The organism is Nonomuraea sp. B1E8 (assembly GCF_039871515.1).
Taxonomy (GTDB): domain Bacteria; phylum Actinomycetota; class Actinomycetes; order Streptosporangiales; family Streptosporangiaceae; genus Nonomuraea.
Map to the genome: position 1 here is coordinate 227,227 of NZ_JBDPLS010000014.1, position 23,294 is coordinate 250,520.

Below are 23,294 nucleotides of genomic sequence, written 5' to 3' on the forward strand. Positions count from 1 at the left end.
TCTGTGATCATCCTTGGGCACGGCGATCCACAGATCAGGGATCCTGCGGCGGGAGTGGTGCGGAAGCGAGGGGCGTCATCGGCTGGTCAGGGGTCTCCTCCAGTCGCTGGTATGCGGCTTCGATCACGTTGTCGGCGTCGATGGACGCCTCCAGCAGCGTCATGCCCCGGTCGGTGCGTCTGGTCACGGCCCGCCTCCAGCGATCAAGGTTCTCCCTGCTGAGTTCGAGGAATCGGCGGGCCGGTATCGACAGCGGGGAGGTCGAGGTGATGGCGTAGATCGCCCGTACGGCCAGTGGTTCGATCATGCGCAGGCTGGCTCCCCTGCGTCGAGCGTCCAGCGCCTGGCGCATCGGCAGGACGGCGGCTCCCGCGCCGGCGACGATCAGTGGCACCAGTCCGGCGGGTTCGCTGACATCGACGACGACGGTGGGTTCGACGCCGATGGAGTCGAGGTACGCACGCCCGAACCCCCGATCGACGATCATCGGCAGGCCGTCGAGCAGGGCGGCCGGGATCGGGTCGGGGAAGCCGGCGCGCCAACTGGGCGGCAGCGCCAGCACGACCTCGCCCTCCCCGATGCGGAAGCAGTCGATTCCCTGCCGGGACACGGGCGCGACCGCGTAGGCGAGCTCGGCCTCGCCCGACCTGATCAGGTGGACGATCTCGTCGGTGTCGCCGTCGTGCTGCTTGAGCCGGACCGTGAACCCGGGATGTTGGCGGCGGAAGTGACCTACCCACGCGGCCAGGAAGTTGGACGTGAGGGAGGTGGAGATCGCCAGGTCGACCCGTCCGCGTTCGAGCCCCCGGTAACCCTCGGCGACCTGGCGGGCATGGTGCAGGTCACGGACGACCTGGCGGGCCGGCCCGACAAGCGCCTCACCGGCGGGGGCGAGCACCAGTCCGCGCCCGACCCGGCGGAACAGCTCCACGCCGAGGTCGCTTTCCAGGCGGCGGATGATCTGCGACAGGGACGGCTGTGCCAGGTAGAGCGCGGAAGCGGCCCGGGTGATGCTGCCCTGGTCGACGACGGCGAGGAAGCATTCGAGCTCGCGGACGTTCATGATGCGATCCAATGTGCGCCCTGCTCACCAGGTCAAGCGCCGCGCCAGCCGGGCGCACCCGAGTCGGCCCCGGCGCGGGGCACCGTTTGGTCCGCCTCGACGGTGACACCGTCGAGGGTGAAGGGCAGTGATGGAACGGTGTAGCGGTCACCGTCCGGCCCGATGCCCGTGGTCAGGACTCCGCTGGCATGCACGTCCGGCGCCTCGGCCACGTCGTGGTAGGTGCGCACCTCCGCCGCGACGATGCCGTGGTCGGCCAGCATCGCGAGGCACTCCTCGGTCCGCAGGACGCCGATGGCCCGCGAGATCTCCGCCAGGAGCGCCTCCCGGTTGGCGACCCGGGCGGGGTTGTCGGCGAAGCGAGGGTCGTCGATCATCCACTTTCTGTCGATGAGCCGGCACAGCCGCGCGAAGTGGTCGGCGGTGTAGGCCGACAACACGATGGTCCCGTCGGCGGTGCGTACGAGGTCGGCGGCGGGAGCGACGGTCGCCTGGCCGTTTCCCTTGCGCCGCGGCTCCTGGCCGGAGGCGTGCCATTCGCCCCACATCGCCGACTGAAGGTGGATAGCGGCGTCCAGCAGCGAGACCTCGGCGACCCCGCCCTCGCCGGTGCGCTCCCGGCGCAGGAGCGCGGCGAGGACGACCTGGACGACCGCGTAGCTGGCGGCGACGTCGGCGACGGGGAAGCCGACCCGGAGCGGATCACCGTCGAGCTCGCCGGTGATCGACATCAGCCCGCTCTCGGCCTGCGCGGCGATGTCGAGGCCGGCCCGGTTCGCCGAGGGGCCTCGGGAGCTGAAACCACGGATCGAGACGTAGATGAGCCTGGGGTTGGCCGGCCGCAGGTCGTCGGGACCGAGACCGAGGCCGGCCAGCGCGTCGGCCCGCAGGTTCTGCACGACGACGTCCGCCTCCGTGATCAGACCCAGGGCGGTGTCCCTGTCGCCGGCCTGCTTGAGGTCGAGCACGATCGAGCGCTTGCCGCGGTTGTAGGCCAGGACGATGCCCTCGCCGTAGGCGCCGATGCCGCGTGCCTGGTCGCCGGCGGGCGGCTCGATCTTGATGACCTCGGCGCCGAGGTCGGACAGCATCTGGGTCGCCGCTGGGGCGGCGATGTAGTGGCCGAACTCGACGACGCGAACTCCCGCGAGAGGGGGGGTCATGCCGCTCCTACTCTCCGGTGAACACCGGTCTGCGCTTTTCCAGGAAGGCTTGGGCGGCCCGCCGCGCATCGCCGCTGCGGGCACAGTCGACCATACGAGGCACCTCCCGCCGCAGGTAGTCGGGCAGCGTGGCCGATCCGGCGTCCGCCAGGTTCTGCTTCGCGTAGCGCATCGCCTTCGGTGCCTGCGCGGCGAGCTTGCCGGCCAGCGAGCCGATCCGTGCCTCCAGATCGGTCGTGGTCTCGGTCACGAGTCCCAGGTCGGCCGCCTCGGCGGCGGTGAGCTTGACCGGGTCGAGCAGCAGCGCCCGCGCGCGGGCGCCGCCCACCGCGCGGGTCAGCAGCCAGGCGCTGCCCAGATCACCGGACACCGCGGCGCTGACGAACGCGGTGTTGAACACCGCCTCCCGCGCCGCGAGCCGGAAGTCGGCGGCCAGCGCGAGGCAGAGCCCCGCACCGGCGCAGGCGCCGTTGATGGCGGCGATCGTCGGCGAGGGGAAGTGCACGAGCGTCTCCACGATGGCCGAGGCCCGGGTCAGCCGTTCGCGGTCGTCGGCCACCGAACGTCCGCGCAGCGTGCGCGTCTCCTGGTCCTGGGCACTGTCCGACCCGACCCGCGCGAGGTCGGCGCCGACGCAGAAGTCGTCACCGGCACCCGTGACGACGAGGACGCGCAGGTCCTTTTCTGAGCCGGCCCGCTCGATGGCGGCGAGCAGATCCTGCACGAGGTTCCAGGAGATCGCATTGCGGCGCTCCGGCCGGTTGAGGGTCACCGTGCCGACCCCGTCGCGCAGCTGGAACAGCACGGTTCCCGAGCCGATCGCCGTCCCGCTCACCGGGGGAGGCCCAGCAGGTCGCGGGCGATGATCGTGCGCTGGATCTGCGCGGTGCCGCCGGCGATCCGCTGGCCGCGTACGTGAAGGTGGCGCCAGCGGAGATGGCCGAGATGCCCACCGCCGTCAGGCCCGGCGCTCAGCTGGCCGTCCGCACCGAGGATGTCGGCGCCCAGATCGGCGATCGCCAGCCTGGTCTGTGACCACAGCAGCTTGGTGACCGAGGCGTCGGCGCCCAGGTCCTGTCCCTGGGCCAGGCGGGTCATCGTGTGGTAGCCGCGAACGCGGAGCAGCTCCAGGTCGGCCCGGCAGCGTGCGATCCGTGCCCGGATCTGCGGGTGTTCGATGGCCGGACGGCCGTCTTTCCTGGTGTGCCGGGCCGCGGCGATCACGTCGTCGAGCTCGTGGCCGAACTCCACGTACTGGCTGATCGGCGAGGCGTTCCGCTCGACCGAGAGCAGGTGGCGGGCCACGGCCCAGCCGTCGCCGATCCGGCCGACCACGTTGCCGTCGACGGGCACGCGTACCTCGTCGAAGAACTCCTCCCCGAACTCGTGCGAGCCGGACATCTGACGGATCGGGCGCACGTGCACCCCCGGCAGCGTCAGGTCGATCAGCAGAAAGGTGATGCCGCGGCGTCGTTCCGCCTCCGGATCGGTGCGGACGAGGGCGAACATCGCATCGGCGTGGCGCGCCAGCGAGGTCCAGGTCTTCTGGCCGGAGACCACCAGGACGTCGCCGTCACGCCGGGCGGTGGTCGAGAGGCCGGCGAGGTCACTGCCGCTCTCCGGCTCGGAGAACCCCTGGCACCAGATCGTGTCGCCGGACAGGATCCGCGGCAGGATCGTGCGTTTCTGCACGTCGCTGCCGTATCGCAGCAGCGTGGGGCCGAGCAGCGCGGTGCCGAGGTAGGTCAGGCCGAGGAAGGGACCGATCGGCGCCCGGGCCCGCGCCATCTCCTCGTCGTGCACCGCCCGGATCTCGTGGTCGGCTCCGCGCCCACCGAACTCGACGGGCCAGTCGACGCCGGCGAAGCCGTTGTCGTACCGGTCCTTCTCCCAACGGCGCCGCAGCTCCAGGGACTCCTCACTACCGTCCCGGTCGATCCAGAAACGCGGCTGGCGCCACCTCGCCGGCACGGACTCCTCCAGCCACCGGCGGATCTCCCGCCGGAATCTCTCCGCCGCCGACGAGTATCGAAGATCCATGCCGTGCACCACTCCTTGTCCGATCCGGCCCCTGCGCGCACGCCCATCCTGAGCACCGTCGTCCTGGAGCGTCAAAGAGCAAAACCCATGACCGACTCATTGCGAAATGCAATGAGTCAGGTTGATTTCACGTCTTTGACGTACTTCACACATGCATTGTGAACTGTGTGCCATTCGCGAAAGTGGACCGGTGACATGGACTTTGGGCTCAGTGAGGAGCAGGTGGCGATGGGCGGCGCCGTACGGCGCTGGCTCGATCGCCACCTGGACCTGGCGCGCGTGGCGCAGTACGCCGACACGCCCTCGGCCGGGATCGACGCCGGCCTGCGACGTGCGGCGGCAGACCTCAACTGGCTCGGGGTGACGGCCGCGCCGTCGGACGGCGGTCTCGGACTCGGGCTGCTCGACCTCGCCGTGGTCACCGAGGCGCTGGGGGCCGGCCTCGCGCCCGCGGGCGTCGGAACGGCCATGGCCGCTTGCGACGTCCTCGCGACCTCGACCGACCCGGAGCAGCGGCGCCGCTGGCTCGCGCCGATGGTCGCGGGCGAGCTCGCCGGAGCGACCGCTCTGCGCGCACCGGGCGGTTCGTGGGACCGCGACGGCATCGCCGTCACCGCCACCGGTGACGGCGTGCTCAACGGCGACGCCGGAATCGTCGGCCATGCGGAGGATGCCGACATCATGCTGGTCGCCGCCACGTCGGCGAGCGGCCCCGCTGTGTGCGTCGTGGCTGCCGAACATCCCGGGGTGTCGATCCGCGCGGTCGAGCCCGTCGACCGGACCATGCGCGCGGCCCGGGTGACCTTGGCCGATGTGCCCGCTGAGCCGCTGAGCTGGGCGCACGATGACGTCTTCGAGCGCATCGTCCAGCGGTTGACCGTGCTGGTGAGCGCGGACCTCGTCGGCGCCGCGGGCACGGCGATGCGGATCACTCTTGATCACCTTCGCGGGCGCCGGCAGTTCGGCCGGGCGATCGGCGGCTTCCAAGCGATCCAGCACGAGCTGGCCGAGCTGCACGTCGCATGGACGACGATCACCGACGCGATGTGGTACACCGCCCACGCCCACGACACCGGACGCGACGACGCCGTGCTGATGACGTCGGTGGTCAAGAGCCGCGCCGCCGACCTGGCCCGCCGGATGTCGGCCGCGATGGTGCAGTTCCATGGCGCGATCGGCTTCACCTGGGAGCACAGCGCGCACCTGTTCTTCAAACGGCTCCACCGAGACGCCTACGACTTCGGCGACGACGGCTGGCACGACCAGATCGTCGCCACGGCCGCCATCGGGCCGGGAACCCATCCTCCCCTGTCCCTTCCAGGAGGTGCCCCATGAGTATTCTTCCGGCCGGCAGGTGCGGCCGTGCCGTGTTGCCCGCGCTCCTCGCGGCCGTCGTACTCGTCACCGCGGCATGCGGTGCGCCCGCGTCCCAGGGTGGCTATCCGACACGGGACATCCAGCTCATCGTGCCCTATCCAGCCGGTAGCGCCATCGACGCCACATCCCGTTCGCTGGTCGAGGTCGTCAACGACGAGGGCAAGCTCGGCCGGCGCGTCCAGGTGGTGAACAGGGAGGGCGGCGCAGGCTCGGTCGGCACCACGGCGACGCTCAGCGCCAAACCGGACGGGCACACGATCGGGCTCGTGCCGGACGGCCCGCTGACCTTGCTCCCGCGTACCGAGGAGGTCTCCTACGACCCGGCGGCGATTTCGGTGATCAGCGAGGTCACCACGTCGCCGGTGCTGTTCGTGGTTCCCGGCGATTCGCCGTACAAGAGCATCGGCGATCTGGTCGCAGCCGCCAAGGCCGGTCCCGGGGCCATCACGATCGCCGAGGGCCCGCTCAACTATGCCATCCCGGCCGGGAAGTTCGAGCAGTTGACGGGCACGCGGTTCAAGCACGTGAAGTTCGACGGCGACCAGGCGACCGTCACGGCCCTGCTCGGCGGCAACGTCGACGTGGGCGTCATGCAACTGGCCGGCGGGATGGCGCAGCTGAAGGCCGGTAAGCTTCGCGCGCTCGGGATCGCCTCCGCCAAGCCCATCGAGCTCGCCCCCGAGATCCAAACCTTCGCCCAGCAGGACGTCGCCCTGGAGTGGGAGGCCTACAACGTGTTGATCGCGCCGCGGGGACTGCCCGGCGACGTCCAGCGGAAACTGGGCGAGGTGTTCGGCTCGGCCGTCAAGAGCCAGAAGTTCGCCGAGGCGGCGCGGAAGCTGGGGCTGGTCGTCAGCGGGGCCGACGGTGAGACGGCCAAGGCGCGGCTGGCCAAGAAGACCGCGGAGGCGGCGAACCTGATCGCGGCGAAATGAGGGGAACGGGTCCTGTGCGAGGGATCGCCAAGCCGGATGTGATCGCCGCCGGGTCGCTGCTGGTGCTGGGCCTGCTGTACGGCGCGCTGGCCCTCGGTGAGGGCCTGGGGACGATGGCGGACAGCGGGGCGGGCTTCTTCCCCTTCGTCGTCGCGCTGGTGCTGGTCGCCGCCAGCGCCACCGTCCTTCTGCAGAGCCGTCGACGGACGCCGGGCGGCGTCACCCCACCGGAGGACGACGCGGAAGGCGACGCGGAAGGCGAGGGCGACGGCGAGGTGCGCTGGTGGCGGATCGCAGGCGTGCTGGCCGCCGCCCTGCTGGTGCCGGCGGTGGGCGACACCGTGGGGATGATCGTGACGTTGGCGATCTCCTTGGTCCTGATGGCCAAGGTCATGGGGGTCGCCCGGTGGAGCAGCGCCGTGATCTTCGGCTTCTCCTTCGGCGCGGCCACCTGGTTGATCTTCGTGCGCTGGCTGTCGGTCCCCCTGCCGGGCGGCACGCTCGGCCTGTTCTGAACGGAAGGACGCCCCGTGGGCGACGCGATCGACAACCTCGGCGCGGGCTTCGCCGCCTTCGCCGATCCGGCCTACGTCATCCTCGCGCTGGTCGGCGTGGTTCTCGGCACGATGGTCGGCGTGCTGCCCGGTATCGGGCCGATCGGCGCGATGTCGGTCCTGCTCGGGATGACCACGCAGTTGGGTCCGACGGGATCGCTGATCCTGTTCGCCGGCATCTATTTCGGCTCCACGTACGGTGGGTCGACGACCTCGATCCTGCTCAACGTACCCGGTGAAGCGTCGTCGGTGGTCACAGCGCTCGACGGCCACGAGATGACAAAACGGGGCAGAGCAGGGCCCGCACTGACCATCGCGGCGCTCTCGTCGTTCCTGGCGGGCACCATCGCCATCTTCGGTCTCATGATGTCGGCGCCGTGGCTGAGCGGGATAGCGGTCAAGCTCGGCCCGCCCGAATACCTGGCACTGTGCGTCGCGGGACTCCTGCTGCTGGCGGCGCTCGCCGACGGCTCCGTCGCGAAAGCGATCGTCATGATCTGCGCCGGCCTGGCGATCGGCACGGTCGGGATCGACCCGGCCGGCGGTGACCTGAGGTTCACCATGGGATCCGACACCCTGGCTGAGGGCTTCAGCTTCATCGCCCTGGTCATGGGGGCCTTCGGCGTGGCGGAAGCGCTCACGATGGTCGGCCGGCGCTGGCGTCCGAAACCCGTCAAGGCCCCACGGCTCAGGGAGCTCCTGCCCAGCGGGCGGGAGTCCCGCGAGGCGGCTCCCGCGGCGGTGCGTGGCTCGGTGATCGGCTTCCTGCTGGGGCTGGTGCCCGGCCCCGCCGCCGTGCTGTCGACGTTCGCCTCCTATGTCGTCGAGCGGAAGATCTCCAGAAACCCTGACAAGTTCGGCAAGGGCGCCGTCGAGGGAGTGTCCGGCCCTGAGGCGGCCAACAACGCGGCGGCCGGCGCGGCGTTCGTCCCGTTGCTGGCGCTCGGGATCCCGTTCGCGCCGACCATGGCACTCGTACTCGCGGCCCTGCTGCTCAACGGCATCGTCCCCGGCCCGACGTTCGTCGAGGATCAGCCCGACCTGTTCTGGACCGTGATCGCCGCGATGTACATCGCCAACCTGATGCTGCTGGTGCTCAACCTTCCGCTGGTGGGACTCTTCACCCGCCTGCTGTCCATCCCGCCGCAGACGTTGATGCCGCTCGTGATCGGCCTGTGCGTCGTGGGCGTGTACGCCGAGAACAACTCGATGTTCGACGTCGTGGTCATGCTGGTCGCGGGACTGCTCGGATTCATGCTGCGCCGGGCCGGGTTCAGCATGGCCCCCTTCGTGCTGGCGGTCGTCCTCCAGCCCACGCTCGAAGTCTCGCTGCGCCAGACCCTGGCCTACTCTGACGGAAACCCCGGATACGTCCTCGGACGGCCCGTCACGATGGTGATCCTCGGTCTCGTCGTCCTGGCCGTGATCGTGTCGGCGCGGCGGGCGCTCCTCGCGCGAAGAGGCACGAGGCAACGCCCCGGTCCGGTCACGGACCAGCGCACGCCCACACCCGGCGGGTGACTGCGCCGGGGGCAAGCGGCCCGGCTCACGCGAGTCTTCGCCGTCGGCGACATCTCACTCAAACGCCCTTCAGAACACGATCAAGTGCCGCCCGGCCTGCAGGTCCCCAGTGCGGCTTACCGCCGGCAAGGCCCCGATCACCGTTCTGCCCCATGAGCATCAGGAAGAGGCTCTTCATAGCGGCCAGCCCGCGGGCGCGCCGGATCGCCGCCTCGTCCGCATGCGCGTACATGTCGAAGAACCGCGAGGCCGTACCCGCGGGTAGCAGCACCCATGCGGCGGCGAGGTCCCACGCCGGATCACCGGCGAACATGCCACCGAAGTCGACGATGCCCGAGAGCGTTCCGTCCGATACGACGACGTTCGCGGGATGGAGGTCGCCGTGCACCCACACCGGCGGGCCCTCCCACTCGGGGGCCGCGACGGCATCGGCCCAGACGGCCCGGACGGCGCTGACATCGCCGACGGCGTCGGGGTCAACGGCCTGCAAGAACTGCTCGAAGCCGCCCGTGCACCTACTGGGGTGAGAGCCGCGGTCCGAACTTGCCGGGGCCTCGGCGGGCGCCTCCACGTGGAGCGCCTGGAGGAAGCTCGCCAGCGTGTCGGCCGCGTGGGCACCGCGGCTGATCGAGCCGTGGTCCAGCGGCTCGCCGGGAACCCACGTCATCACGGTCCAGTGCTTGGGGAAGCGCTCGGACGGTTCGCCGAACCGCACCGGGACCGGCACCGGGAGCGGCAGGCGCGGGGCCAGCACGGGTAGCCACCGCCGCTCCTTGAGCTGGAGCTCCGGGGTGGGGTCCATGCGCTGCATGCGCACGGCCAACTCGTCCCCGAGGCGCCACATTTGGTTGCCCCAGCCGCCCGCCACCTCCCGGATGGCCAGCCCAGCAAGGTCCGGATGTTGCTCCTGCAGCAGGTCACGGACCAGGTCCGCGGTGATCTCAATCTCGGTGTCGGTCATGCGACGTCACAGTACTGAGGCGGCAGGCGGAGCGGCTCTCGCTTCCCAGAACATCTCGCCGCATGCTCCGCGTGCCGACCTATCACCCTGACCAAGAAATGTGAGGGCCGAGATCCATCCCAGCCCTCACAGGGTGAAAAGGTAAAGCCGCGCCGGGCGCTGATCCTGACGATGTCCGTGCCGGCTCAGGTGGAGACCTTCCAGCCGTCGGTGAGCCAAGCCAGGTCCGTTTCGTGGCGCTCGCGGGCGAGACGCTCACGTTCGAAGAGGGCTTCTGTCTTGGCCAGCACCAGGGTGTACGGGCGGCCCTGCCGTCTGGTTTCGTGATGGACGGGCAGCTCCGCCTCATCGATCCGGGCGTGGACATGCCTGCGCTTGTCCTTCGCGAGCGGCCAGTCGAGAGCGCGCCGCTCAGGGTCTCGGAGGAACGCGCCGAGCACTTCGCACAGCTCGCACGCGCATCCCGTGGGCAGCTCGATCGACCAGTTGCCCGGCGCGCGTTGTGGCTGCGCCAGGAATGCCCCGATCCGATCGGCACAGTTGAGGGCCAGCTCGTCGAAGCCGGCTCGGCTCGTCCCGGCGGCACGCAGCGTGGCCATCGCCAGTACGTGCGCCCGATCGCCGGTTGTCCGCGTGAGCTTGTGGGCGTTCTCCAGAACGTCCGTCGATCCCAGCCGGGCCGCGGCCGCGATGATCCCGGAGCACGGCGCCCCCAAGGCGGCCAGCCAGGCCTCCCGTCGAGAGGTGAGCGGCCCGTCGAGCGCTGGACCGACCTGGCCCGCGAACATCGTCCACGACAGTTCGACGATGCGGCGGGCGGCCGCGGTGGATGGGCTCCCCTCCGCCGAGAGCGCGGCACACAGTTGTGGGAGATTCTCGAACCACTCCAACGGTGCCTGGGCGAGGCCGTAGGAGCCAGGCCGCCAGCTCTGCGACCAGTCGTGCAGCAGGCCGTCGATCCAGGTGTCGCCGTAGTGCGCCGCCAGGGCCGCGAATGCAGGGCCATGTCCGGGGACCAGCCGCTCCAGCGCGAACGGCCGCAGCAGCATGGCGGCGATCTGCGTGTCATCCAGCTCCACGGCCGCTTCGAGCGCCTTGCGGAGAAGTTCGGTCTGATCGGCGTAACGGCCGAGGGCGTGCCAGAAGGACTCCAGCGACCGCACCGCCTCATGGGCCTCCGCAACCCTTCCGGCGCGGGCCATCGCAATGAGTTCGTCCAGCGCCCATCCCGGAGATACCTCGGCCCGGCTGGCGAAGCCCTGGCCCCGTGGCCACATGACCAGCGCCGCTCGCCGGTACCAGCGGTCGAGGGTGTTGCCGTAGTTGCCCATGTAACCCTCGTACTCCGAGGAGTGGGGCGTCATGTCAGCCGTCGGGGTCGTCGAGGCCACCTCGGCGTCGCTCAGGTCCAGCGAGATGTTCTCGAGCCGCCCTGTCTCCGGGCCGATCCAGTGGGCGAGCGTGGTGGAGGTCTCGATCAGATCCTGGAGGACGTACTGCCTGTCGTCCGCGCTGCCCGGGTCCTCGTGGTCGCTGGGGTCCTCGTCCTCATAGTCGCCGTACCACGCGTCCTCGTCCTCGTCGGGATCGTAGGCGTCCCAGGTCTCCTGGATCTCCGCCAGGGCCAGGGTGATCTCGCAACCCGCCCGCGCCGCCGCGGCCCGCAGCAGGGCACCCCGCGCGGCGTCGGAGCCCTTCAACCGGGACCAGCTCAGCCCGCGGGCGGTGTACTCGTGGTCGAGGAGGTAGGCCAGCCGGGTCGGCGGATCGCCCCTGCGATGGCTGTACGGGAGGACGACCGGGGTGGTGAAGTGCGTGTGAAGGCAGGCCGCGAGATCGCTGACCAGCGGATGCTCGCCCGCCACAGTGTGGCTGTCGCCCGTCAGGAGCAGGTTGTAGGTGAGGGTGACCCGGTTGCCCGTTCTCACGGGAAGAACCTGGTGCCGGCAGTCGGCGTAGAAGGCCGCCAGCGAGACCGCGGTCTGCAGCCCTCGGTATTTCTTGGTCTGGCCCTGATGCTCGACGACGAGCTCGCCGCCGGTGTGCGCGGACGGCAACGTCACCACCAAGGTCGCGACCATGGCGTCGTCCTTCTCGGAATCCTGGTGCGCGACGAAGAACTGCCCGGTCTCGTACAGGAGCATGGAGTGCAGCTCCGGCGTGAGCTCGCAGTGCGGTGGCAGCCCCAGTTCCGCGCGCATCCCGTCGAGGACGGTCGTGAACGCTTCCGTCCACTCGATGCGCACCAGCTCCTTGGGAATTTCCCAGGTGTCGCGGACCTCCGGGTCGGTCAAGGTACGCTCGCCGCGCCCGAACCGCGCCCGGCGGCCGAGCCCACGCAGCTGTACGGCCTGCTCGTCGGAGACGGGGAACCGCAGCGGGCCGACCCCATCGACCGCCACCGACAACTCGGTCTTGGGCAGCTTCCGAAAGACGCTCGACGCAGCCGGCTCCGCCGACACATCGAGCAGCTCGGCCAGTCGTTCACGGGCCATGCCGGGCACGGAATCTCTCCTTTTTCTGTTGCGGAACCAAAGCTACTGCGTGGGGAGAGCGCTCCGGTGGGGCTTTCAGCGTGATCTGGCGTGGAATCCCGGGCGTTTACCGTTTACGCCCGGGAGGAAACGACAGCGCGGGAGCGCCTCCAGGCCCGAGCGGTGCTCTGACAGTCGGTCTGTGTGGGTGGCTCAGCCTGGCCGCTTCTGGTTCTCGATGTACTCCTTGGTGATCGGCAGGGGTGGCCCGCCGCAGGAGACGGAGAAATACGAAGGGGGACCCGAGCTGGCTGCCCCATAGGTACCGGCGGATGTGGACCGGAAACTCCTTGCGCAGCGCGGATATCGGGTTTGGATTCCCCGCGCTGCGACGTGGATCTTGATAGTGTGTTCGATGGTGAAACTGGTGGTGCAGGTGAAGCTGCTGCCGACGCCGCAGCAGGCGGCGGCGCTGGAAGCCACCCTGGACACCGTCAACCGAGCGGCGAATCTGGTCGCGGCACTGGCGTTCCAGCGCCGCTGTTTCCGTAACTTCGATCTGCAGGCACGCCAATGACAGGATGTGTCGTTGAGTAACACACCGGATCTCGGTCCCGTGCCCCAGCGCATCACCGTCGAGGCGGAGCAGGTTCGTCGCCTCGTCGAACAGCAGTTCCCTCAGTGGGCCGGCCTCCCGGTTCGCCCCGTTGCCAACGGCGGCTGGGACAACCGTACGTTCCACCTCGGCGCCGGAATGTTGGTGCGCCTGCCCAGCGCGTCCGAGTACGCATTGGCAGTCGACAAGGAGCACCGGTGGCTCCCGGTGTTCGCTTCCCGGCTCCCGCTGCCGATTCCCGTACCGCTGGCGAAGGGCGAGCCCGGCGCGGGCTACCCGTACCCGTGGTCGATCTACCAATGGCTCGGCGGCGAGCCGGCCGGCGCGGAGCGGATCGCCGATCCCGTGCGATTCGCGGTTGACCTGGCCGAGTTCCTGACGGCCTTGCGGAGCATCGACCCCGCCGACGGCCCCCGCCCGGGAAAGCACAACTGGTTTCGCGGCGGCACGCTGCGGACGTACGACGGGGTGGCCCAGAACGCGCTCGCGGAACTGCACGGCCACGTCGATGTCGACCTGGTGTGCGAGATCTGGGAGAGCGCCCTCGACGCACGCTGGGACGGTGTGGAGAGCTGGTTCCACGGTGACGTCGCCGAAGGAAATCTCCTGCTCGACGACGGGCAGTTGGCGGCGGTCATCGACTTCGGCACCTGCGGCGTCGGCGATCCGGCCTGTGACCTGGCGGTCGCATGGACCTTGCTGACCGCCGAGGGCCGGCAGGCGTTCCGGGAGCGGCTGTCGGTCGGTGAGGCGGCATGGGCCCGCGGGCGTGGCTGGGCCCTGTGGAAGACGCTCGCCACCTACGCCTACACGTTGGGCGACGACGAAGAGGAGGCCGCGGGCGCGAGACGCGTACTCGATGAGATCTTCTCCGAGTACGCGACCGGCAGCTGATCCGCCGCCCCGACGGCAACGGGCTAGCACCAGGTGATGCGGGCCCTCCTTCTGAAGTCGGCGCCTCCATCGGTTGCCTGGGCAAAGGCCGCAAACAGCGCATCACTCCGCTGACCACCGGCACCGTCACCCTGCTCAAGTCCCGGCTACGCGAACGCGCCGGAACACCCACCGATCCGGACTTTTCCACCCGACGCGGCAGACAACTCAGCGTCGACGTCGTCCAGCGGCGCCTGGCCTTCACCCAGCCAGGAGCACGCCAGAACGAGCAGCATCAGCGGGATGTGGTAGGCGGCGAAACCCCGCAGCTCTTCCAATCCGGTAGGCGGGGTGGGGCGCCGATGTGAAGCACTGGGTCGCCGGGGCCTGCGGTGGTTCACCAGCCCAGTTCGTCGCAGCCGCGGTGGTCGGCCGGTTCCACTTGAAGCGTGGCGTGGGCCACGCCGTGGCGGTGGCGCAGCAGGTCGCGGGCCTGGTCCAGGACGGCGTGGTTGTCGCTCAGGTCCGCGGTGACCAGGTGGGCGGTGGCCACGTTCATGCCGGACGTCAGTGTCCACAGGTGCAGGTCGTGCACGTCGCGGACGCCCGCGATGGCGGCCAGGTCCTGGGCCACGGCACCGGCGTCGAGGCCTTCGGGCACGTGCTGGCCCAGCACGGCGAAGACCTGCCGTCCGAGGGAGATGGCGCGCACGGCGACGAAGACGCCGATGGCCAGCGCGACGAAGGTGTCCCAGAACGGCTGGCCGGTGGTGGACACCAGCCAGCCGGCTGCGATGACGCCGACCGAACCGGCGGTGTCGGCCACGACCTCGAGGTAGGCGCCTTTGACGTTGAGGCTTTCGCCGGCTCCCGAGCGCAGCAGGAACAGGGCCGCGAGGTTGACGGCCAGGCCGATGGCGCCGACGACGAGCATGGGGCCGGAGGAGACCTCGGTGCCGCCGCCGATGCGGCCGATGGCCTCGATGACGACGTAGAGGGCGACGCCGAGCATCATGATCACGGCCAGCAGGGAGGCGAAGATCTCGGCCCGGTAGGAGCCGTAACTGCGCCGACCGGTGGTGTCCGGGCGGGCGGCGATCCTGGTGGCGACCAGGGCGGCGCCGAGGGTGACGACGTCGGCGGCCATGTGCCCGGCGTCCGAGAGCAGTGCCAGCGAGCCCGAGATGAGGCCGTAGGCCAGCTCGACGACGAAGTAGGCGCCGATCAGGGCGAAGGAGACCGCCAGCCGCCATCGGTGGCGGCTTCCCGCGTGCCCGTGTCCGTGTCCGGCGCCCATTACGGGGTTCCTTCGCGTTCGGGGTGGATGGCGTCGGTGTGCTCGGTGTGGGCGAGTGCCAGGTCGAGCAGCATCCGTACGTGCGGGTCCTCCAGCCGGTAGTAGGCCATCCGGCCGGAGCGGCGGGCGGCCACGATGCGGTGCGCGCGCAGCAGCCGCAGGGCGTGGGAGACGGCGGACTCGCTCTGGCCGGTCACCGCCGCGAGATCGCAGACGCACAGCTCGCCGTCCAGCAGCGCCACCAGGAGCCGCAGCCGGTTGGGGTCCGACAGCAGGCCGAACACGTCGGCCGTGTCGGTCAGGTCCTCGGCGGCGGGCATCCGTTCGCGTACGGCGGTCACGCGGTCGGCGTCGACCACCTTGACGGTGCAGCCGTCCACTATCAACACGCTTTCATCTGAAGAGCTATTCACATGAGCAAGATAATGGTCGGCGGGGAGCGCCTGTCAAGAGCGCCCTGGGCTCACCGGCACCCGGTACGCGGGCAGATGTCGTTCAGGGCGGCCGCCAGCCGGTCCACGTCGCCGGCGGAGGTGAACAGGGCGGGTGTGACGCGGACGGCGTCGCCGCCGCTCATGCCGCTGCGGGCGACGGTGAAGATCCGATGCCTGGTCATGAGGTCATCGGCGATGGCGACGTTGTCGTCCTGTTCAGTCGCCGGAAGCAGCCTGTGTCACGCTGCGACCAGGCCAAATTCGCACACCACTCCCTCGCATGATGGTGCCGGAGCACCATCCTGCCAGCCGCAAGTGCTGACCGGTGCTGGTCGGATGATCCAGACTGCTGCGGGTCGAACGGGTTGGCGGGTGTTTCCGGGCTTCATTGTCCGAGAGTCCTTCGAAGCTCGGTCGAGCCCCGCAATGAGAAGCAGGCTCGGGCGCGATGACGGCGCCACGCAAAAACAAGGAAGGCATATGCGTTTTCGTAATGGGCTCGCCGCCGTGGCGAGCGTGGCCATGGCCTCCGCCTGGCTGGTGGGTACCGCTGCTCCGGCGAGCGCGGCGGGCCCGTGCGGCAGCGGCTACAAACTTGTGGGTACGTACAACATCAAGTTGGGGGGGTTCGAAGTACGGAATCCTTGAGATTCGCTGGAACTCCGGTAAGGGGCGGAACTGCGCGGTGGCCTACGGCCGGGGCAGCACCTATGGTTCCAGGGCCTACAAGTCGGTGCGGATCAAGACTTCCGGCGCCTCCTCGTGGGCCGACTCCGACAGCGGCCAGTTCGAGTACTACGCGGGTCCCGTTTACGTCTCGGCCCGGGACAAGTGCATCACCGTGCTGGCGACCGTCAAGGGCAGCGGTGGATACGGCGACGTGAGGGTGGACAGAGTCCACTGCGGCTGACCGCCGCCATGACTCGCCGCAGGGCCGGTGGGAGCGCCCTGGCTCCTTCTGGCTGTGCCAAGCTGATTGTGGCTGTGCCAAGCTGACGGCGAGGATGGCCGGCCGGGCGCCAACCGGCCGCGTGGTCGGTCCTCCCGATGAACCGCGTGCCCCGACTCGCTGATGCGGTCCGGCCGCCAGGGAGGGTCGGTGCCGGAGGGATCCGCGACCAGGTCGCGGACCCCTCGCTTGGCCGGGCTCGACCCAGCGCGATCGCGTCTCAGGTTCTCGACGAGATGAACTCTGGGGTGAACGGCATTCAATCGGCGTTGAAGGCTCAGCCGCAGTAAACGTCGGTGACGCCCTCGGTCGGGTTGTTCTTGCCGACCTGGCCCTGGAAGCTGATGCACTTGCCCTTGGCGTACACGCTGACCGGACCGGCGTAGGTGGTGTAGGTGCCGGCGTCCCTGTCGGAGGCGCCCGAGGTGGAGATAGAAACCATGATGTACTGCGCTTTGCCGGGATTGTTCGTGTAAGTCATCGCGCAGTTCCTCCCGGTGGAGGAGTTGTAGTAGACGGCGATGTATCCGCCGGTGATGGACCAGTTGTCTAGGTGGGAGCCGGAACAAACGGCCGCCGAGGCCGGAGCCGATGCGGCCGCCACGAGGCCGGCGCCGAGCGCCAGCGCGCCGGCGAAAGAGGTCAGTCTCCGGAACAGTTCGACTCTCATATGCAGCCTGTAGAACCTTTCGCATTCGAGGCGGTGTGGCCCTCAACTCACGTTGGGCAGCGCATCAAGGCTCGGTCTGGTCCTGCCAGCCGAGGTTGCCAGGGCCACAGTCGGCGTCCGGCAGGCAGCCAACGGGCGGCAGCGCGACCGTGCCATGGTCGCTCGCGCTCACGGAGACGGCCCCATGTGCCAGGCCGACCAGTGCGGCGGCCGCGAGCGACAGGATGGCTCCCTTCATGAAGACAGGACTCCTCGCAGTATCACGTGTACGGAAAACCGACAGAGAAGAGTTTCGGGCAGCCGTCCCGGGGTGTCACCGTTTCTGGCTGTCACCATGCTGCCCTGGCACCTTGATGCCTCGCAGAAGGTGTTACGGCCGCCCTCCATTACGGACGTCCCCGCAACGGGTTTCGTGCGGCCCCACTGTCGTCGTTCCTTGGCCATAGCGAACGTATGACACGAGGATTTTTCGCGGCGCTGGGACTCAGCGTCGACGCTGAGTCCCTTTATCGCGTCATCATGCGCGAGCCAGGGCTGCAGGTGGAGGAGCTCGCCATCCGCACGCAGCTGCCACCCGGGCACGTGCACGATGCCCTCAGCGAGCTGACCCGGCTCGGGCTGATCCAACCGTCCTGGGAACGGCCGGGTCACCTGCACCTGGTGGACCCCGAAATCAGCCTCACCTCGCTGCTCGCCAGCCGCGAGGCCGAGCTGCTTCAGCGTCGGCAGGCGATCGCCGCCGGCCGCGCAGCGGTGAACGACCTGATCGCGGAGTACAACGGGCGCAACGGCGCCCCCGGCCGGGCCGAGATCAAGTACCTCTCAGGCCTGGACGACGTCAGGACGCACATCGAGGTCATGGGGCGTGAATGCGTGTCCGACGTGATGGCGTTCGTGGACGGCGGACCGCAGACCAGGGAGAACATGGAGGCCAGCAGGCCCCAGGACCAGGCGGTCCTGGCCCGCGGCGTGCGGATGCGCTCGATCTACCTGGAGAGCCTGTCCAACGACCCCGCCACCCTCGCCTACGTCAACTGGCTGACCGAAGAGGGAGCGTCGATCCGCACCGCTCCCGTGGTCCCACTCCGGATGATCATCTTCGATCGGCGGGCGGCGCTGCTTCCGGTGCAGATCAACGACACGTCCAGGGGGGCCATGGTGTTGCGCCAGAGCAGTGTGATCACCGCCATGTGCGCGCTTTTCGAGAAGCTCTGGGAGGACGCCACCCCGATCGGCGTCGCCCCCCAACGCGAGCACGACGGCATCAGCCGCCAGGAGCTTTCCCTGCTCAGGCTCATGGCCGAGGGCAACACCGACGAGGTGTGCGCCCGCAAGCTCGGCATCTCGCTCCGCACCGAACGCCGCCTGACCGCCGACCTGATGGCCCGCCTCAACGCCAAGAGCCGTTTCCAGGCCGGCGTCCTCGCCACACGGGCCGGCTGGCTCGCTGACGACGCCGCCGCGCGCCTCCCGTGACGGCGGCGGCCAGGACCCGCCCTCGCCCCGCCGCACCCGCCCGGCGGGCTGGAAAACTTGCAGAGCACGATCATTCCACTGCTGCCGAGGCGGGCGCGGCCGGTCGCTTTCGGCACGGCAGTGTGGATCTTCGGCGGCGTCCTTGTCTACACCGCGTGGAAGTTCGCGTTCGGCAACAAGGACAACGAGGACTACGACCCCAACGGCGGCGTCGTACGGCTGTACTTCCTGCTCGGAGGGCAAGTGGAAAAGCTCGTCTACCTCTTCTACGGCCTCGCGGTCATCCTCGGCTTCATCGGCGTGAAACTCGTCCTGCACGCCCTGCACAAGAACGAGCTGCCCTTCATCAACGGCGGCGAGCACGTCGCCTGGGCCCTTGAGATCAACAACTGGGTCTCGCTGGCCGTCATCATCACCGTCCTCACCATCACCACGGTGGCCAGCCTGCTCAAGTCCAGGCGCGACACCCGCCTGGCCGCCGGGCAGTCCGTGTCCGAGCCGGCCGGCTTCGACCTGGCAACTTTCACAGAGCAGCTCTGGTCAGATTCGCAGAGCGCCATCAGCCGCGCTCGGCACTGACAGGGTGGAGGCTTGCCGGGCGCCCGGCAAGCCTCCACCCCGCCCTGACCGAGCGGGCCCCCGAGCCGCGCCCCCGGCGTCAAAGCCCGCCACAAACCAGACGACTGCCGCTATTCTCGCGTAGTCGGCCCGCCCGGCCTCTTCTGCGGCCCGAACCGACCTTGCGGTACACACGTCCTACCTTTTAGGTCCGCACACGGCCCGTCGTCCGAAGGGCACAGGAATGCGCACAGCAGTGAGGTACGTGGCGGGAGCGGTCGCGCTCGCCCTGGCGGCAGGCGGGTGCACCGCCGGAGAACGCGGCGGCGAGCCCGCCACCCCGTCGCCGTCGGTCACCGCGTCCCGGAGCGACGGCACGGCCTCGCCTCCGCCCGAGGAACGCCCCGCGGGCGACGTGCTGAGAGTGCGTCACCTGCCGCAGGGCGAGGACGTCGCGGTCGAGCTGACCGCGCTCGACCGGGTCTCCCCGCAGCGGGTGGTCGCGCGCTGGCGCGTGCGCAACGACACGGACCGGCCGTACAAGTTCGGCGCGACGCTGGCCGTCCCGTGGAACAGCCCACGGCTGCACAGCAACTCCATCGGCGGCGTCTCGCTCCTCGACCACGTGAACGGCACGCGCGCCTATCCCCTGGGGTACGGCGACGACTCGTGCCTGTGCACGCGCGGCTGGCCGAGCGTCGAAGCGCACGCCACGAAGGAACTGGTGGCCGTGTTCCCCGCTCCGCCCGCCGGCGTGACCCGCGTGGACGTGCTGTTCGGCCCGGTGCCGCCGTTCCTCGACGTTCCCATAGGAACCGCGGCGCCCGAACGGCTGCGCGTGACGGACGGCGACGACGAGCCCGTCGATCCCATGTCGGTGCGGGCGACCGAGCCACAGGTGCTCCGCCTCGTGAGCCAGGTGGACGACGCGGCCAAGGCCCGTGACGACGACGGCGAACGGCTCTCCCTGCGGCTGTCCGCCGACGTGTTGTTCGCGGTGAACAAGGCCACGCTCACGTCCCGCGCCCAGGTCGTGCTCAGGGAGGTCGCAGCCGAGATCGACCGCTCCGACGGCGCCACCGTCACCGTCGAGGGCCATGCCGACAGCACCGGCACGGACGCCGTCAACGACCCGCTGTCCGCCGAGCGCGCGCGGAGCGTCGAGAAGGCGCTGCGCGAGCTGGTCACCCGTGACGGCGTATCGTACGAGGCACGCGGTCACGGCTCCCGCCGCCCCGTCGCCAAGAACGACAACGCGGCGGGCCGTCGCCTCAACCGCCGCGTCACCGTCAGCTTCGACCGCCCCGCCGCCGAGCCCGGTCCCAGTGACACCGCAGCCCCACGGACGGCCACGCCGCAGCCCGCGATGACCGGCAAGGACCTGCCGGTCATCGCGACGGCCCCCGCGGGCGCCCCGCCGCCGTACGAGAGCGACTGGCCCCGGCAGGCCGACGTGCGCGTCAACGAGCTCCGGCGCGACGCCGGCGGCTACGTCCTGCTCACCTGGACGGTACACAACCGGGACGACCTCCCCCTCAACGTCTGGACGTCGTCCAAGGACAGCAGCGGCCTCTACGAGGAGTCCAGCACCACCGCGATCACCCTGGAAGCCGGCGACCGGCGCTACCGGACCGTGCGCGATGCGGACGCCCGCGTCGCCATCGGCCCCGACCTGCAGCGCCTCGGGCTGGACGACTACACGGTGGAGAAGGGCGAGCAGTACACGCTGTGGGCGATGTTCAAGCCGCCCGCCGACGTTTCCCGCGTCACCGTGCGGATCCCCGGGTTCGAGCCCGTCTCCGACGTACCGATCTCCTGACGCCGCCCGGCGGCCGTGCCTCCGCGCGGCCGCGGTGTGCTCGCGCCTGCGCACCCGGGCGCGACCGCGGCGAGGAGCAGGACGATCTCGGCCCTGGGTCGAGACCCGGGTCGATGTGCCCCTCGGCGATCGCCTGACGGTAGGCCTGCGACATCTCCTCGGCGGCGGCCTCCTGCCCTGCGCCACCCTCCCTCCCCTGGTGGGGTGCGGCCATGCCGCGCGCTGCAGATCCATGAGAGCTCATCACTGGAGACGATCTCTCGTTGTCTGCGAGCTCAGGAGTGTCCAACGTGTCCTGGAGCCGGCCGAGAACAAAGCCGTTCTGGCCGGCGTCTAACGTGCCGTGACCAGTGCGACACGCGTTCCCGTCGCCGGACCTGCCCGCGGCCCGGCATGACGGACGAACGAGCCCACGACGTGCGCGACGACGGCAGCGCCTTCAGGGTGGCACGCCGTGCCGGCATGCGCGGGGCGCCCGATCCCACCTCAGCCCTCGGCATCGCGGCCCTCGCCGTCGGGCTGCTGGTGTTCTTCGCGTCCACGGCCCTGGGACAGGGTGCCGACCTCCTCGCGCTCGACATGGCGCCCTTCCTCCTCTTCCCGCTGGCCCTCGCCGCGGTCACGGGGACCACAGGGGTGCGCGAGGCCTCCGTCAGGCTCAGGATGCGGCGGGCATGGCGGCGCGCGGCGAGCGGGGAGGTGCTGCGGGGTCTCACCGGCGTGGCCCTGCGTGAGGGCCGCACGGTGGCGGGCTTTCCGGTGCGGACGGTCATCGCCCGGGTGGACGGGAGGGCGCGGTACGTCCGGCTGGCGTTCGCACGGGCCGACGACGCCGCGCGGCTGCCGCCGGGCCCGGTGCGGGTCGACCTGTTCGACGGCCCTTCCGTACGCGGCCCGGCACGGCTGCGTTCCGGCCACGGAGGTGTGGTCTGGGCGTTCGCAACCCGGAACGGCGACCTGGTCGTGGACGAGGAGACCCGGTACACCGTCGAGGACGGCTGGCCCGACAGCGGCGAAGGCGCCGAGCCCTCGTCGGGCTGGCCCGGCGGCTCCGACGGTGACGGCGACGGTGACGGCGGAGAGTAGCCAGCCGGGCGCGGCGTGACGATACCCCTCGCGGGGCACGGCGGGCGCAGGTGCTCCATCGTGACGTGGTGCCGCTCGGCCAGCCGCCGGGCGATCAACGAGCGGTGGCACGCCTCCGGGTCGCGCTCGACACAGAGCAGCGCCGCGGTCCCGCCGGCCGGCAGCGCCGACACGATCGGCGTCAGGTCGGCGCGGTCGAGGACCTCGGCGGTGTAGCGGCGGGCGTACTCGGCGGCGAGCTCGCGGCGCGAGCGCCTGCCGACCCCTCGGCGGTCGTCCTCGGCGTACTGGAGACGGCGCAGCTCCGTGGTCGGGGCGAGCTCGCGGTGGTGCTCATAGGCGATGCCGGCCTCGGCGAGGGCCGCCTGCAGTCGGCACGCGTTCGCCCAGGCGCGGATGACGCCCACCTGGGTGCGGTGAATTCTCGGCGACGCTGCCGGCCGGTTCCACGGTTGCCGCGTGTTCGGGCAGTTCCGTGGAGGTGGCGGCGACCGCTGCGGCCGGGATCAGGGCGCGGGGCGCGGCGATGGGGGCGGTCGCAGCGATGGTGATGGTGGTGATCAGGTACACGGCCAGTCGCTGGAAGGGCAGGCGTACGTGGTTGCGCCGGGCGCGGACCGTGCCCACCAGTTCCACCGTCACCGCGAGGGCGAACAGCGCCCAGCAGGTCCACACGGTGGCCAGCAGCAGGGTTCTGATGACGACGGGCTCGCCTGGCGTGGCCAGGTCATCGAGCGTGGGCAGGTCGACAGGCCAGAAGAAGATCAGCAGGATGGCGGGGATCCCGGCCAGCAGGGCGATGAGTGCCGTGCCGGCGGCGGTTCTGGCGAGTAGTGGATGACGCAGCCCGTACATCGTCATGGTTGTCCTCGTTCGATGCCGTGGAAAGCCGCAGGCCAGCACGATCTCGATCATGTACGCTCCCCTGCGGCGTTGAGGAAACGGTGCCCCTTCGGCGCTTTGGCCAGGCGGTGCAGCCAGGTGAACGCGCCCGCGTACAGACCGATCACGACGGCGAGCACCAGCTGCCCGCCGACCGTGCTGAACGGAGCCACGTAGGTGGTGTTGAGCAGGGCGAAGGTCGTGTAACCGAGGAGCGCGCCGACGACCCAGCGGGCGGTGACGCGGTGGGTGGCGCGTTCGGCGTTGATCTCCCGGCGGGCGGCGACGTCCTTGGCGACCGTACGGGCCAGGCGTTGCAACACCTCGCGCAGCCCTTGCCCGCGAGCCCGGCAGGCCAGGATCAGCGCGGCGGCGATCATGTCGCCGGTCGGGTCGGCCAGATCGTCGGCGAACGCCCGCAGCGCCTGCTCGGTGGGGGTGCGATAAGTGAGCCGCCGGGCCAGTGCCCGCACCTCGGTGGCGATCGGCGCGGGTGGGTGGTCGGCGCTGGAACGCAGCGCTTCTTCGATGCCCGCGCTGCCGCCG

General features: G+C 70.1%; 26 protein-coding genes. 12 read left to right on the top strand and 14 right to left on the bottom strand.

Features of this window, described 5'->3' with window-relative positions; genetic code table 11:
• Positions 1–34: 34 nt before the first annotated feature.
• From ABGA98_RS37055 to ABGA98_RS37070, 4 genes are read right to left on the bottom strand one after another with little or no spacing between them, the layout of a single operon-like run.
• Positions 35–1,063: a LysR family transcriptional regulator gene (locus ABGA98_RS37055; protein ID WP_347623103.1), complete on the bottom strand. Its 1,029-nt coding sequence runs from the start codon at positions 1,061–1,063 to the stop codon at positions 35–37.
• Positions 1,064–1,095: 32 nt separating this feature from the next.
• Positions 1,096–2,226 (bottom strand): CoA transferase, encoded by a 1,131-nt coding sequence (locus ABGA98_RS37060; RefSeq protein ID WP_347623104.1) that lies wholly within the window; start codon positions 2,224–2,226, stop codon positions 1,096–1,098.
• A 7-nt stretch (positions 2,227–2,233) separates the two neighbouring features.
• Positions 2,234–3,061, bottom strand: a complete 828-nt coding sequence (locus ABGA98_RS37065) for an enoyl-CoA hydratase-related protein (protein WP_347623105.1) — start codon at positions 3,059–3,061, stop codon at positions 2,234–2,236.
• Entirely contained in the window at positions 3,058–4,266 is a 1,209-nt protein-coding gene (locus ABGA98_RS37070; RefSeq protein WP_347623106.1) for an acyl-CoA dehydrogenase family protein, read from the bottom strand. The genes ABGA98_RS37065 and ABGA98_RS37070 overlap by 4 nt, the downstream gene beginning before the upstream one ends.
• 195 nt (positions 4,267–4,461) lie before the next feature.
• Here ABGA98_RS37070 and ABGA98_RS37075 point away from each other — a divergent pair, with 195 nt between their 5' ends.
• Genes ABGA98_RS37075 through ABGA98_RS37090 form a run of 4 tightly spaced genes read left to right on the top strand, consistent with a single transcriptional unit; the run spans position 4,462 to position 8,653 of the window.
• A complete protein-coding gene (locus ABGA98_RS37075) occupies positions 4,462–5,601 on the top strand; it encodes an acyl-CoA dehydrogenase family protein (RefSeq protein WP_347623107.1) in 1,140 nt (379 codons plus the stop codon).
• Positions 5,598–6,578, top strand: a complete 981-nt coding sequence (locus ABGA98_RS37080) for a tripartite tricarboxylate transporter substrate binding protein (protein WP_347623108.1) — start codon at positions 5,598–5,600, stop codon at positions 6,576–6,578. Before ABGA98_RS37075 ends, ABGA98_RS37080 begins: the two co-directional genes overlap by 4 nt.
• Before the next feature lie 14 nt (positions 6,579–6,592).
• Positions 6,593–7,093 carry a tripartite tricarboxylate transporter TctB family protein gene (locus ABGA98_RS37085; protein ID WP_347623109.1) on the top strand — a complete coding sequence of 167 codons (501 nt, stop codon included), beginning with the start codon at positions 6,593–6,595 and terminating at the stop codon, positions 7,091–7,093.
• Positions 7,094–7,108: 15 nt separating this feature from the next.
• Positions 7,109–8,653 (top strand): tripartite tricarboxylate transporter permease, encoded by a 1,545-nt coding sequence (locus tag ABGA98_RS37090; protein ID WP_347623110.1) that lies wholly within the window; start codon positions 7,109–7,111, stop codon positions 8,651–8,653.
• Positions 8,654–8,711: 58 nt separating this feature from the next.
• Here ABGA98_RS37090 and ABGA98_RS37095 read toward each other — a convergent pair whose 3' ends face one another.
• Positions 8,712–9,614: an aminoglycoside phosphotransferase family protein gene (locus tag ABGA98_RS37095; RefSeq protein WP_347623111.1), complete on the bottom strand. Its 903-nt coding sequence runs from the start codon at positions 9,612–9,614 to the stop codon at positions 8,712–8,714.
• A 185-nt stretch (positions 9,615–9,799) separates the two neighbouring features.
• Positions 9,800–12,109 (bottom strand): 2OG-Fe(II) oxygenase, encoded by a 2,310-nt coding sequence (locus ABGA98_RS37100; RefSeq protein ID WP_347623112.1) that lies wholly within the window; start codon positions 12,107–12,109, stop codon positions 9,800–9,802.
• Positions 12,110–12,503: 394 nt separating this feature from the next.
• On the opposite strand from ABGA98_RS37100, the gene ABGA98_RS37105 reads away from it, so the two are divergent.
• Both ABGA98_RS37105 and ABGA98_RS37110 read left to right on the top strand, forming a co-directional pair.
• The gene (locus tag ABGA98_RS37105; protein ID WP_347623113.1) at positions 12,504–12,665 is read left to right on the top strand and encodes a hypothetical protein; all 162 of its coding nucleotides are present in this window, start codon (positions 12,504–12,506) and stop codon (positions 12,663–12,665) included.
• A 12-nt stretch (positions 12,666–12,677) separates the two neighbouring features.
• Entirely contained in the window at positions 12,678–13,598 is a 921-nt protein-coding gene (locus tag ABGA98_RS37110; RefSeq protein ID WP_347623114.1) for an aminoglycoside phosphotransferase family protein, read from the top strand.
• A gap of 146 nt (positions 13,599–13,744) precedes the next feature.
• On the opposite strand, the gene ABGA98_RS37115 is transcribed toward ABGA98_RS37110, so the two are convergent.
• From ABGA98_RS37115 to ABGA98_RS37130, 4 genes are all read right to left on the bottom strand, one after another.
• Positions 13,745–13,915 carry a hypothetical protein gene (locus ABGA98_RS37115; protein WP_347623115.1) on the bottom strand — a complete coding sequence of 57 codons (171 nt, stop codon included), beginning with the start codon at positions 13,913–13,915 and terminating at the stop codon, positions 13,745–13,747.
• Positions 13,916–13,974: 59 nt separating this feature from the next.
• The gene (locus ABGA98_RS37120) at positions 13,975–14,874 is read right to left on the bottom strand and encodes a cation diffusion facilitator family transporter (RefSeq protein WP_347623116.1); all 900 of its coding nucleotides are present in this window, start codon (positions 14,872–14,874) and stop codon (positions 13,975–13,977) included.
• Positions 14,874–15,263: a metalloregulator ArsR/SmtB family transcription factor gene (locus tag ABGA98_RS37125; RefSeq protein ID WP_347623117.1), complete on the bottom strand. Its 390-nt coding sequence runs from the start codon at positions 15,261–15,263 to the stop codon at positions 14,874–14,876. Before ABGA98_RS37125 ends, ABGA98_RS37120 begins: the two co-directional genes overlap by 1 nt.
• A gap of 74 nt (positions 15,264–15,337) precedes the next feature.
• A complete protein-coding gene (locus ABGA98_RS37130) occupies positions 15,338–15,490 on the bottom strand; it encodes a hypothetical protein (RefSeq protein WP_347623118.1) in 153 nt (50 codons plus the stop codon).
• Between the two features lie 503 nt (positions 15,491–15,993).
• On the opposite strand from ABGA98_RS37130, the gene ABGA98_RS37135 reads away from it, so the two are divergent.
• Complete coding sequence (locus tag ABGA98_RS37135; RefSeq protein ID WP_347623119.1) at positions 15,994–16,218, top strand: hypothetical protein; 225 nt, start codon at positions 15,994–15,996, stop codon at positions 16,216–16,218.
• 316 nt (positions 16,219–16,534) lie between these two features.
• Here ABGA98_RS37135 and ABGA98_RS37140 read toward each other — a convergent pair whose 3' ends face one another.
• Both ABGA98_RS37140 and ABGA98_RS37145 read right to left on the bottom strand, forming a co-directional pair.
• Complete coding sequence (locus ABGA98_RS37140; RefSeq protein ID WP_347623120.1) at positions 16,535–16,927, bottom strand: hypothetical protein; 393 nt, start codon at positions 16,925–16,927, stop codon at positions 16,535–16,537.
• Between the two features lie 64 nt (positions 16,928–16,991).
• The gene (locus ABGA98_RS37145) at positions 16,992–17,165 is read right to left on the bottom strand and encodes a hypothetical protein (RefSeq protein ID WP_347623121.1); all 174 of its coding nucleotides are present in this window, start codon (positions 17,163–17,165) and stop codon (positions 16,992–16,994) included.
• Positions 17,166–17,380: 215 nt separating this feature from the next.
• Between ABGA98_RS37145 and ABGA98_RS37150 the strand changes: the two genes are divergently transcribed.
• From ABGA98_RS37150 to ABGA98_RS37170, 5 genes are all read left to right on the top strand, one after another.
• Complete coding sequence (locus tag ABGA98_RS37150) at positions 17,381–18,403, top strand: helix-turn-helix domain-containing protein (protein ID WP_347623122.1); 1,023 nt, start codon at positions 17,381–17,383, stop codon at positions 18,401–18,403.
• Between the two features lie 57 nt (positions 18,404–18,460).
• A complete protein-coding gene (locus tag ABGA98_RS37155) occupies positions 18,461–18,982 on the top strand; it encodes a hypothetical protein (protein WP_347623123.1) in 522 nt (173 codons plus the stop codon).
• Between the two features lie 223 nt (positions 18,983–19,205).
• Complete coding sequence (locus ABGA98_RS37160) at positions 19,206–20,780, top strand: OmpA family protein (RefSeq protein WP_347623124.1); 1,575 nt, start codon at positions 19,206–19,208, stop codon at positions 20,778–20,780.
• A 393-nt stretch (positions 20,781–21,173) separates the two neighbouring features.
• Positions 21,174–21,866, top strand: coding sequence for a hypothetical protein (locus ABGA98_RS37165; protein ID WP_347623125.1), 693 nt, complete (start codon positions 21,174–21,176; stop codon positions 21,864–21,866).
• A 15-nt stretch (positions 21,867–21,881) separates the two neighbouring features.
• The gene (locus ABGA98_RS37170) at positions 21,882–22,082 is read left to right on the top strand and encodes a hypothetical protein (protein WP_347623126.1); all 201 of its coding nucleotides are present in this window, start codon (positions 21,882–21,884) and stop codon (positions 22,080–22,082) included.
• Between the two features lie 117 nt (positions 22,083–22,199).
• Here the strand turns inward: ABGA98_RS37170 and ABGA98_RS37175 are convergent, their stop codons facing one another.
• Complete coding sequence (locus ABGA98_RS37175) at positions 22,200–22,781, bottom strand: hypothetical protein (RefSeq protein WP_347623127.1); 582 nt, start codon at positions 22,779–22,781, stop codon at positions 22,200–22,202.
• A partial coding sequence (locus ABGA98_RS37180) for a type II secretion system F family protein (protein ID WP_347623128.1) occupies positions 22,778–23,294 on the bottom strand: 517 nt, incomplete at its 5' end. The genes ABGA98_RS37175 and ABGA98_RS37180, both read right to left, overlap by 4 nt.